This window comes from Bacillus sp. 2205SS5-2, from assembly GCF_037024155.1.
GTDB lineage: Bacteria > Bacillota > Bacilli > Bacillales > Bacillaceae_K > Bacillus_CI.
On sequence record NZ_JAYKTS010000059.1, the window covers coordinates 1 to 11,714 of the forward strand.

8 protein-coding genes are annotated in these 11,714 nt (G+C 36.5%); 7 read left to right on the forward strand and 1 reads right to left on the reverse strand.

Going from position 1 to position 11,714, the window contains the following annotated elements; genetic code table 11:
- Nucleotides 1-503: 503 nt before the first annotated feature.
- Nucleotides 504-1,499, forward strand: coding sequence for a S66 family peptidase (locus U8D43_RS20620; RefSeq protein ID WP_335873029.1), 996 nt, complete (start codon nucleotides 504-506; stop codon nucleotides 1,497-1,499).
- 820 nt (nucleotides 1,500-2,319) lie between these two features.
- Here the strand turns inward: U8D43_RS20620 and U8D43_RS20625 are convergent.
- The gene (locus tag U8D43_RS20625; RefSeq protein ID WP_335873030.1) at nucleotides 2,320-2,574 is read right to left on the reverse strand and encodes a DUF2164 domain-containing protein; all 255 of its coding nucleotides are present in this window, start codon (nucleotides 2,572-2,574) and stop codon (nucleotides 2,320-2,322) included.
- A gap of 913 nt (nucleotides 2,575-3,487) precedes the next feature.
- On the opposite strand from U8D43_RS20625, the gene U8D43_RS20630 reads away from it, so the two are divergent.
- The 6 genes from U8D43_RS20630 (at nucleotide 3,488) to U8D43_RS20655 (ending at nucleotide 11,297) form a co-directional block, all read left to right on the forward strand.
- Nucleotides 3,488-4,735 (forward strand): hypothetical protein, encoded by a 1,248-nt coding sequence (locus U8D43_RS20630; protein ID WP_335873031.1) that lies wholly within the window; start codon nucleotides 3,488-3,490, stop codon nucleotides 4,733-4,735.
- Nucleotides 4,728-5,639 (forward strand): tetratricopeptide repeat protein, encoded by a 912-nt coding sequence (locus U8D43_RS20635; RefSeq protein WP_335873032.1) that lies wholly within the window; start codon nucleotides 4,728-4,730, stop codon nucleotides 5,637-5,639. The genes U8D43_RS20630 and U8D43_RS20635 overlap by 8 nt, the downstream gene beginning before the upstream one ends.
- On the forward strand, nucleotides 5,639-7,489 hold the full coding sequence (locus U8D43_RS20640) for a DUF2194 domain-containing protein (RefSeq protein ID WP_335873033.1): 1,851 nt from the start codon (nucleotides 5,639-5,641) through the stop codon (nucleotides 7,487-7,489). The genes U8D43_RS20635 and U8D43_RS20640 overlap by 1 nt, the downstream gene beginning before the upstream one ends.
- A 1-nt stretch (nucleotide 7,490) precedes the next feature.
- A complete protein-coding gene (gene pelF / locus U8D43_RS20645; RefSeq protein WP_335873034.1) occupies nucleotides 7,491-8,909 on the forward strand; it encodes a GT4 family glycosyltransferase PelF in 1,419 nt (472 codons plus the stop codon).
- A complete protein-coding gene (gene pelG / locus U8D43_RS20650; protein WP_335873035.1) occupies nucleotides 8,897-10,360 on the forward strand; it encodes an exopolysaccharide Pel transporter PelG in 1,464 nt (487 codons plus the stop codon). Before pelF ends, pelG begins: the two co-directional genes overlap by 13 nt.
- A gap of 121 nt (nucleotides 10,361-10,481) precedes the next feature.
- Nucleotides 10,482-11,297 (forward strand): glycoside hydrolase family 191 protein, encoded by an 816-nt coding sequence (locus U8D43_RS20655; RefSeq protein ID WP_335873036.1) that lies wholly within the window; start codon nucleotides 10,482-10,484, stop codon nucleotides 11,295-11,297.
- The last annotated feature ends 417 nt before the right edge of the window (nucleotides 11,298-11,714 follow it).

Genomic DNA, 11,714 nt, shown 5'->3' on the forward strand with positions numbered 1-11,714 from the left:
ATAAGAGTTTTTTAGCTGTGCTAACGGATTCACTACAAGTTCGATAAAATGAAAAACTTTTATTAAAGCGATTAAATAAACTTGTTCATAGTAAACTTCTTCAAGTACTAGACTAGCATTGCTTTCGTCAACAATCTGGACATCCTTACAAAATTCTGAGCAAAAGGGATACTCATTATTAAATTTAGCTTGAATCGTGCTACCCATCAAAAAAAAAAATGGAAACGATGCTTTATCACCATTTATTGATTGGTACGAAAAGAAACAAACTTAGCGAATACAGCCATATAAATAGATAGAGTCACACTAAGGACCAATAGTGTGAAAGTTATAACATATTCCGGTCAGTTCCGTAATTTCTTTCATTCATTCGATATCCAAACCAATAAAGTTTTCCCTTTGGTCGATAAATATTGCATTGCATCTGCTTGTTCTTTTACTAGAAAACAATTATTCTACTATATAAGATCAAAAATGGAAATGAAAGGATTGGTTGTATGATCATGCCAGATAAACTTCAATTAGGAGACACGATCGGTATTTGTTCACCTGCTTCAGGTGTGGCTGCCCTATGCCCACGACGATTTCAACGAGGAATTGATCATATAAAAGAACTAGGTTTCCAGGTGAAAGTGGCCACAAATGCCTTAAAACGAACCGATTATATGGCTGGAAGTATTCAAGATCGAGTGGATGATTTGCATGAATTATTCACGGATAAAGGGGTAAAAGCCATTATCACCGCGATCGGCGGCTATTCTTCGCATCAATTGTTAGAACAGTTAGATTTTAACTTAATTCAACAAAACCCCAAAATATTGCTGGGGTATAGTGATATCACTTCTCTACATTTAGCCATACTGAAGAAAGCGAATCTGGTGACCTACCTTGGGCCATCTGTCCTAGTACAATTTGGCGAATTTGATGGACTACTTCCTTTTACCAAAAAATATTTTTTTGATCTCCTTGTGGAAGGGGATGAAGTGAACTATGAAAGTTCAGATGCCTGTATATATGAAACTTTAATGTGGGATGAAGACGATGATCGGAAACGAAAAACGGTTTCACATACCGGCATGAAAGTAGTGAAAAGTGGACAGGCGAAAGGATCTATTGTAGCAGCAAACTTATCGACCTTACTATTACTAGCCGGAACTAGGTACTTTCCAGATATGGACGGAGTTCTTTTATGTTTAGAGGATGACGAAGAGGAGTCACCAGCATTTCTCGATCGTTTCTTTACACAATTAAGACAAATGGGTGTGTATCACCAAATAGCCGGTCTAATCATCGGCCGTTTTCATAAACAAGTTGGATTTAAAGATGGCCAACTAGAATCTTTGCTCCTTCGTGTAACTGACGGTCATGTCTTTCCAATCATTGTCGGAGCAGATTTTGGACACACTGACCCGATGTATATCTTGCCAAATGGTATTAAGGCGGAACTGAATGCAGAGCAATCTATTTCGTTTCGGCTATTAGAAAAAGCGGTTAAGTAAGAGATTTTTCGAAGTTTATGCTCTTCGGTATACTGAAAACGAACCATTACATTCCATCTAAGTCTTTAACTTCAGCTTCTTCAACCTCCTCCAGCTAAGTTTATTTCTAGGAGTTAGGCCGAGGAGCTAAAGGTCGAGAATTGTACTGTTTGATCTTTTCTCGAAACTCTTTATGTATACATGCTGGCTCTTTAATTTTTGTTTGAATCTTCTATTTTGGAATTGTTATTGTTCAAAAATAGACGAAAAATGCACAGAAAACCAACTAACTTTGCGAACCTACCCTTCATTTATGTGAATGACATCGAGTATATTTTTAAAAAGGCTGTTTTCGCAAAGTTTGTGGCTTTTCGTATTCGTTAATAATCTATGATATAGCTTTGTTTCGGCATCATTTACGAAATGCGGAAGTGCTGCCCAGGGACGGCAGGCATCTGGCAGAACATGTAGTGAAGCCTGCTTCACGTAGTGGACTGACAAATGCCCTAGTTCCTAGCCACTGCAGCTAGATTCGTCTGCATTTGATGGAAATCAACAGGGGAATGCAAGATTTAGTCAAAAATCAGATGAAATAGCTAAAATGTATACGAAAGGAACCTAAAAAAATATTCGTAAAAATACCTGTCCTAAATGATCACCAACAATTCCTCTCATTTATTCCTCAAACTTATCCCTGTATACCTATTATTTTCCTTTATAATACAAGATAAGATCTCTTAGATGATAGTCCTATCTCCCAATTAGTCAGTAAATAGAAACCTTCATGATTCAAATATTAAAAAACCATCCGCTTTTGTTAATCACGGATGGATCCTCACAATTATCTTCTAATGTTTGTCGGTCTCTTTAAGGCATATAAATCTTCTTCCATTGAAATGTATTTTTGCTCAAGAACATCCTTGGCGTCAGCAACACCTTGATTATACAGATAGGGACCAATTTCTTTTAACATGAAATCTAGAAGGTTTTCAGCAAAGATTTCGCCAATCTCATCTCCATTTTGTTCATAAAAAAATTGCTGAATGAGGAGGGCGATTTCGTCTCTTTCTTCTTTGGGAATGCGTATATACTTCATTTTTGAATCCTTCCTTTCTGAGAAAATAATAGCAATAAAGGACCGATTACAGGTGCATGGTTAACAAAGACAAAGTCCTTTTTTTGACTTGAAAATGAAACCGAAATAAGAGAGGAATGTTAATAAAAGGCTGTTTTCGCAAAGTTTGTTGCTTTTCGAACCAGTCTATAAACGGTGAAATGGGCGATTTAATCAAAAATCAGATGAAATTGCCACAAGGTGTACGAAAAGAGCTTAATTAAAAAATGAATTGTCATAATTCTGACGTTTTAAAATTGTTGGATTTAAATGAAAAAATGCAGCAGGGATGCATCTAGAGTTAAAAAGGCATTGCTCACAATCATGACAATCAGTAATAATACGCTCGTTATTTTACCCTTAAGGAGATAGTTTTTTAGATGGCGTTCTTTCGGAAAAAAAGTATAGTAGTAAAATAAAGGCACCGAATGTAAACAAAAACAAATGGCCAAGCAAGGTGGCTACGTGTATCCAATCTCAATAACAACATTCCCTAGAAAAAGGACACACCCCTAAAACAGATAAAATCACGGAGACATGAAATGATCTTTCATCAAACTTACCTTGGAGGGTCTGATGAAGTACAACTTCCTTTGAATCCCTTTATTTTGAAAAAAGAAGGCTATGGATAAAACAAGCTAAATCCAAAAGTAAAACAAGTCAGCACTTCTCTAGATCAGTATAACAAATACCAGAACGATCAACAGGTATTTTGATCGTTCTCTTTTATTGTTGGGCATTATAAGGGTATCGCTAAAAATAATGGAACGATGTATTAGTAGCAACGAAACATTACGCTACTGAAGAGATTCAAGGTGTACATAGGCTACAGAGTAAACCGTGTATGTATAGTCCGTGTTTTTGTCTGAAAATTAAAGTGAAAGGAGGGGAACTGGTGAATCAAGGAAATATCGTATATTCACAAAAAAGGCGTAGACAAAAATGGATAGAATGGTTAATCTTTTTTATTTGTTTACTTCTTATACAAACCAATGTCTCATTCGAATCCTATTCCGTTTTTATTTATACGTTCTCCATATTATTATTCTCAATTCGATACGGGTTAACAATGGGATTAGCCGCAATATTTGCCGTGATAGTCTTACATTTGTATAGTGAATTTTCTGCACGTCAAGATTGGCTTTTTACTCTTTACACAACGGAAAATCAGGTATTATATGCTTATTTTTTATTTCTTGGTCTCACTTTAGGCTTATATCGCACCAATTTTCAAGAGCGATATGAGGATCTTACTTATGAAAAAGAGGAATGGATGGAAAAATATGATGAAGCGGTGTTAACGTTGCATGAAATGAGAGAAGCTAATGATTTATTAAAGAAAAAGATTCTTCAGTCAGAAAACAATTTAGCGACTGTCCATTCAATGATGACGATGCTCGATCAAGACGTATCGGAAAAAGTACTAAATGAAGCTGCTCGTATCATTCAATCGTACTACGGGGCCAACTCATTTGGCATTTACCACGTCGATAGCTCCTTGCAAGTTTTAAGACTGAAAATCGATATGAGCCGTGAAGAAACGATTGCTAAGACTATCTTCATTGAAAACATTCCGTTAGCTTTTCAAAAAGCAGTTGAAGAAAAGACGATTTACGTCAAAAACATCGAACAAGATCATAGTGATCAAACACCTTTAATAACAGCTCCAATCATCATTGAAGACGAAACAAAATTTCTTTTAATGATTCATGAGGTGGACTTTGTTCGTTTAACGGCAGAAGGCCTTGAAATCCTACGTTGGATGATTCAATTTATTGCCGATCCATTGACTAAAACGTTACAAAAAGATGAAAAACAGAGATTAGCAAGTAGAGTAGATGGGACTGAATTTGTTTCGATGGAGTACTTCTACGAGCGGCTGAATCTAGAACAAGAACGGTATAGAGACCTCGGTCAGCCATTTTCCTATTTCACAGTAGCATTGCCTAATCATAAAACGTCTGTCATTCAGTATCTAAGTGACGTATTTGATCATCAATTACGAGAAGTCGATCTAGTCGGATTAGATTTAAAAGAAATGACTGTCCATTTTCTGTTGCCAGGAACACTGCCTCTATTTGAAGGAGATATTAAAAAAAGGTTATTAAAAGCAGCGATTGAACAGGTGATGCTCTATGAATAGTCAAATCCTTCTTTGGGTTCTTTTCATCAATATGATTATCAGTGTAGTCGTTACTTATATTTGGCAGTATCTGGTTCATGAAGAAAATAGAGGCGTAATAGCCTATATACGATTGTTATCATTGCTCATTCCCTTTTTTGGATTATTGTTTGGCGTCGTATCTTTTATGGTTTTAAGTAGAAGTAAGTCGGAAAACATAACGGACTATGAGCAATATTTGGACTTTAAGATCGAACATTTTTATGAATGGAGACAGCAGGCTGAAGAAGCGAGGGAAATAATTCCAATCGACTTATCTATTCAAAGTCATAACCCCTTATTGTCCCAAGAATTCCTTATTAAGCACATGAATTTACTTCAACAAAAACAGGGACTTTATCTCAAAAAAGCATTGAATGTTAAAGACACAGAGGTATCTCACTACGCATCAACAACGATAAACTTATTAAAGGATCGTTTTCTGAAAAAAATCAAACAAACTAATAATGCTTATCACCCGGATTCAGTGAGGTATTATGTCACAATGTCATCTGTGTTAGAGGGTTATTGGAAAAGTGATATTCTTGAAGGCTTAGACCGGACCAAAATAATTTATGACCATTTAACGCTTTTAACGTCCTTTATTGCTCATCATAAACAAGAAAATCCAAAATTTCACATTCTATTGGCTGAAGTACATTTAGCCTTAAATGAGTTTGATAATGCTGAAAAAAAATTGATTGAGACGGCCAAACTATTTCCGAATGATGTACACGCTTTGGAATTACTTTTTCAACAATACGTTCAACAAAACCTCTGGAAGAAAGCTCAGGTGGTTATTAACTGCATTAAACGTGAAAATTTACTTAAAAAGACTAGTATTGAGTTTCAGATTGCTTTGCAACAGTTAGGAGATCGAACTTGATGAAATATAAAGTGATTATATGGGGAGTATTTGGTGTCATAGTTACTATCATTTTATTTCTCCAAATGTTTAGTACGACCCCGTCATTTTTTTATAATGAGATAAGTGGAAACCAACCATTAAAAGTCGAAACTATGTTGTCACAAGAACAATCAATTAAAGATATCTCCTTGCAGATTTATTTGATTGAGCCGAGAACAGAAAGTTCACTATCAAATCAAATTCAAGTCGCTTTGAATAATGCACGTTTACCTTTTCAACTAATCAAAGAAAAGGACCTATCGACTCTCACCCCCACGCCCTATAAAATCTTAATAACGGTCGAAGAATCGTACAGTGAATATCCCTTTGACGTTATAACATCGTTTGTAGAAAAAGGAGGAAGACTGTTAATTACTAAACGGGATTTCAGCCCAAAATGGAGTGAATGGGCGGGAGCTGAAAAGCAGGGGGATTATATGACAGAGGACATTTTTGGGCTGACCTTCAAAGAGAATTTGTTTCCTGCATACGAAGATATTTCTCCCCATGAAAACGACGCAGAGAACTTTATCGCACATAGCTCTTTAGATATGACACTAAAAAAAGAGACTACGCTTTATATAGAAAGTGAAGGAGTGCCAATTTTCTGGACGTATGAACAAGGTGAAGGGAAAATTGGCTTCTGGAATACGACATGGTTAGAAACGAAACTTTCTAGGGGCCTCTTTCTTCAATCCCTCAGTCTCCTTCCTCCTGTCTTTGTGAGTAGTTTTGCCGGAGTTGAAGTGGTATTTATTGATGATTTCCCCGCACCTTACCGGGCGGAGTTTTCGCAAATTAGAGAACAATTCAATGTATCGACAAAGTCATTTTTTAAAAATATTTGGTGGAAGCAAATGAAGGACCTTGCTAAAAAGCATGATCTAAAGTATACGTCCGCAATGATTGGATTGTATACCGATACATACCAACCAAATAGTCCACTTATTTCAGAGGGGTTGAATCATCGCTTATTGTTTTATGGCCGAGATATATTTTTAAACGGACATGAATTAGGTCTACATGGATATAATCATCAATCACTTGTGACAAAAAATGAACCAGTTGACGAGGAGTTAGGGTATGTTCCATGGAGAAACAAGCAACAGATGATGAACAGTTTAGCCAACATGGAAGAGATTATGAAAAAATATTATCCAAATCAACAGTTCTACACATATGTCCCACCGTCCAATATCATAAATGAAACGGGTTTATCTGCGCTAAAAAAAGAAGTGGAATCACTCGAAGTTATTTCATCCTTATATAACGGGGAAGAGGGAACAGCTTCTTTGATCCAAGAGTATGAAGTAGATACAGAGGACTCTTCCATTTTTCATTTGCCCCGTATTTCTAGTGGGTACAATCTAGAGGAGGTTGAAGAGTATGCTAAGGCTGATGCATTGGCCAATTTTGGGATGTTCAGTCATTTTATTCACCCGGATGATTTTCTAGATGAAGAACGTGCCGAAGGGAGAACATGGAATAATTTGTATCAAGACTTTGATGACTTTTTAACCGAAACCAATAAGGTCGTTCCGATTCTTTCCTCTTACACAGCACGTCAAGCAGCGAGCTATTTACGAGCCTATTTAGAGGCACAACCAACGATTGCGATTTCTGAGAATACACTCTTTATACAAGGAGAGTTGCCGAAACCTTATAATTTATTGATTCGCTTAAACGGTTTTAAGGGAGAAATAGAACCTAATAATCAAAACGTATCAGTGTATCAATTAAATAAGGGTTTGTTTATGGTTCAATTGAATGAACTTCCTATTCAATTAATGATTCAATCTGATGCTCAACGAGTAGAGGAGGGAGATTGATTTGAAAATAGGTATGGTTTGTGAGGGGTCCTACCCCTATGTTAGTGGAGGAGTTTCAAGTTGGGTTCATACACTCATCTCTTCTATGAAGGAGCATGAATTTTATGTGTTTTCGATTGTGGCTCGCAATCAAGACCTTGTGCCCCAATATGATTTTCCTGAAAATGTAAGCAAACATATTGTTCTTTCAATTGATTTAAGTTTAAAGGAATTAAAACGTAAGCGAAAGTTATTATTAACGAAAGAAGAAGAAGAATTGCTAACCCAATTTTTTACGATGAAAACAACTGACCCACAAGCTTTGACTCTACTCGCAAAAATTAATCAGCAATTACAGCATCCTTCACGCTTTTTTTTAACTGAAAATTATTGGAGAATCTTGCAAATTTGCTATGAGGGTGAATCTCAAGATTATAGTTTAATCGAGTATTTTTATATGTTGCAAGGGATGTATCTGCCTATTTTAGCCTGTTTACAAGATGATTTTGTTAAGCTTGATACCATTCATTCCGTTTCCACAGGGTATGCTGGGTTAGTAGGATCATTTATTTCAGAAAAGCAAAACATACCGTTAATCCTAACTGAACATGGTATATATACAAGAGAAAGAGAAGAAGAAATACTATTAGCAGAATGGATCCCAGCTATTTTTAAAAGAAGATGGATGGATTTTTTTCATCATCTTGGGCAAATAACATATAATCAGGCAGAGAAAATTATCACCCTCTTTGAACGAAATGCAAAAGTGCAACGAAGTAAGGGGGCCTCTCCGGGGAAGCAACTTCTTATAAAAAATGGGGTAGTAATTCCATCCCTTCAACATAATGAAGCAAAAAAAACAAGTGTTTTTCATATTGGGTCTGTCATTCGAGTAGTACCGATTAAAGATATTAAAACGATGCTCTATGCGGCAAAGGAACTAAAAGGAAGGGGGCAAAATGTGAAGTGGTCTATTTTAGGCCCTTTAACAGAAGATAAAGAATATGCAGAGGAATGTTTACAGCTTCTTCAGGAGTTAAATTTAATAGAAGAGGTAAAGTTTTTTGGGAAAGTAAAGGTAGACACCTTTCTACCGATGTTTGATGTTTGTGTACTCTCTAGCATTTCAGAAGGACAGCCTCTTTCTATTTTAGAGGCATTTTCCTATGGTGTTCCGTGTATTACAACAGATGTTGGAGCCTGTCGAGAGCTATTGTATGGAGATGAAAACGATGAGTTAGGAAGAGCAGGCATTATTGTGCCACCAGTGTCACCGAAGCAATTAGCAGATGCGATTGAAGTGTTGAAAGCGGATGAAGGTAAACGAAGGGAAATGGGGGAAATCGGTCGAAGAAGAGTGAATGAGTATTATCAACAGAAGGATATGATTCACTCCTACCGCTCTATCTATGAAGGGAGGGAGAGCACATGGCTGGAATAGGATTTCAACTTCAAAAATTGTTTAGGGAAGATTATTATTCTTCAAGAATCAAAGCATATGGCTTTGCTGTGTTTGTTACATCGGGTCCATGGTTATTGATCATTTTGTCAATCTCCTTATCGAAATGGTTTCTGAAACTTCTTGTTATTAGTAATCAAGATATAACTGATTTATTAACCATATCCTTAGCCTATGCTTTCATTTTTTCCCAAGTGGTTTTTAGCCTGCAGCAATTAACGGTGACTAGATTCATGGCCGACAGCTTATACCATAAACAATATGATAAAGTGTATTCCAGTTTTTTAGGCATGAGCACAACCCATATTTGGTTAAGTCTACCGTTCGCTGTTTTTTTGATCCTTTATTCGCCAATGCCTCTCTATTATGAGCTAGAGTTAATTTTATTTTACTTAATAATGGGGTTAATTTGGGTCGCATTTCTATACATCTCTGCACTTAAAGATTATCGGATGGTTTCCTATAGTTTTTTATGGGGAGGAGTTGTGGTTGTTCTTGGTACCTATCTATTAACGGTTATTGTTCCATTTGAGAATTTGAAGTTGTTTGAGTCAGGGGCCATTTTATTGCTTCCCTTTATTTTAGGGATGTCGATTACGTTAACCATGCTTTTTATTGCTTTAAATCGGTCGTTTAAGTTTCGTGGGAAAAAGGATAGATTGGATTATTATTCCTATTTTGATCGCTTACCAAGATTTGTCGGAATTGGCTTTCTTTATTCAGCTGGTTTGTGGGTGGCCAATTGGTTTATTTGGTGGGGAGAAGGGTCGGAGGAGTTGTATGGTTTTTTTCGATATCATATGGTGTATGATACGGCGGTATTCTGGTCTTATTTGAGTATCGTACCTACCTTAATGTTTTTTGTGATTTCGGTTGAAACTAGGTTTTATCCTAGGTATCGAAGTTTTTATGGATACATCAATCAGGGAGGAACGCTAAAGCAAATTCAGCGATCGCATCAACGCATGATACATGTGTTGAAAGAAGAATTATATCGATTGTTACGTAACCAAGGACTTGTCACCTTTCTTATCCTGCTATTTTCGAGCTTAATCGCTAGTGGGCTCAAAGCCGATCCCACCTTTCTACGCATTTTTCGGTTAACCTTACTCGGTGCTTTTTGCAATGGGATGGTCTTGGTTTTCCAGTTACTCCTTCTTTATTTCGAAGACCACAAAGGTGCACTTCGTACGTCAATACTTTTTTTTGGAAGTATTTTGATTTTAACCTATTTTATGTTGCCATTCGGGTCTGAAGCTTATGGTTTAAGCTTTGCGCTTGGATCTTTATTTGCCTTTATTTACGCGGCACTTCGTTTAATGAGGTATGTAGAAAAACTCGACTTCTACGCTTTTTCTCCAAGTAGTTCACAAGGGGAAGGGAAGTTCTTTCATCGAGTAGCAATCGTCTTTAGTCGTATTCATTCGAAGTGATCTCGTTCTTGCTTTACAGAAAGCTGGGACCACTTTTTCTTTTGCTTTGAAGTGGTTCTAGTTTCAAAGGGAAGAGAGTCCCTTATTAAATGAGAACCGATGGCTTAAAAAGGAGCTTTTCATGGGAAGAATGCTAGTAATTTTAAGTATTTTGATATTAGTCGGGGTTGTGGTATTTCAATTCTTTAACCAAGAGGAAAAGCTATCCTATAAGATCTTCTACGATCAACCGACAGAGACAATTATGGAGGAAATGAATAAATATGATGTACTGATTGTAGAGCCGAACTTTTATCAGGCTAAATCTGTGAAGGCTCTTCAAAAGTCAGGTACGAAGGTTTATGGGTATCTCTCGATTATGGAGGCTGGTACATGGAATGAAACCATGATGAGGAAATGGAGAGAAGAAGATTATTTTCGTCAACAGGGTGAAAAAGTCTATTTTGAAAAATGGCAGTCCTATCTTATGAACATTACATCCAAGCATTATCGAAATCTTTTGCTCGAAGAACTGAATGATCAAATCATCGAAAAGGGATTTGATGGTGTTTTTTTTGATACGGTTGGTGATATAGATGACTATTTTAAAGAGGATGCCGATATTTATGAGCAGCAAGTCTTTGGATTACTAGAGTTGTTGGAGGAAGTAAAAGACCGTTATCCAAACATATTGATGATACAAAACTGGGGAATCAACTTATTTATGGAATACACGCATCCCTATATGGATGCGATCATGTGGGAGGATTTTCAGGATTACGAGTTAAATGAAGATGATTGGGGAATTATCCAAGTTCATAAGTTGAAAAAATTGAAGAACCTACATCCGTTTGACGTGTTCACGGTCTCTTTTGTTGATGAAAAGAAATCTCGTGAATTTGCTGAAAAGCATGGATTCATCCATTATCATGAACAAAATAATTTTAACACTTGGTAATTGAGACGATTATATGAGGGAATTAACTAGCCCTATCCTGCGAACATATAGTTGAAGACGGTTTAATTCAACTATATGTAGTATCCTATTGGCGATATATAGGTAATATGAAATTGATCAAATTAATTATTAGTATATAGAGGGCTATGTCCTTTTCATATACACGGTAGCAATTGAATTTTTCTTCAAAGGAATTCTCCATTTTGCAGGGTCACATCCAAAAGAAAATACAAAAATTGATTTGAATACTATCTTTATAGCGGTTTATTTACCTACGAAACCCCATGTCCTGTCAGACACCGCAATGAATGAAAATGGGGTCTAGCGGTTTAATGATGCATTAAACCGTTCATCCTGTTAATGCAGGTCTGAGGTCGCCTCTTTTTTGGTGGATAAAACCCCGTTTACGAAACCGAT

Excerpts from the sequence above, each read along its gene's own strand:
- U8D43_RS20655 (WP_335873036.1), top strand. The coding sequence starts at position 10,482 with ATGGGAAGAATGCTAGTAATTTTAAGTATTTTGATATTAGTCGGGGTT.
- U8D43_RS20620 (WP_335873029.1), top strand. The coding sequence starts at position 504 with ATGCCAGATAAACTTCAATTAGGAGACACGATCGGTATTTGTTCACCT.
- U8D43_RS20640 (WP_335873033.1), top strand. The coding sequence starts at position 5,639 with ATGAAATATAAAGTGATTATATGGGGAGTATTTGGTGTCATAGTTACT.
- U8D43_RS20625 (WP_335873030.1), bottom strand. The coding sequence starts at position 2,574 with ATGAAGTATATACGCATTCCCAAAGAAGAAAGAGACGAAATCGCCCTC.
- U8D43_RS20635 (WP_335873032.1), top strand. The coding sequence starts at position 4,728 with ATGAATAGTCAAATCCTTCTTTGGGTTCTTTTCATCAATATGATTATC.
- pelG (WP_335873035.1), top strand. The coding sequence starts at position 8,897 with ATGGCTGGAATAGGATTTCAACTTCAAAAATTGTTTAGGGAAGATTAT.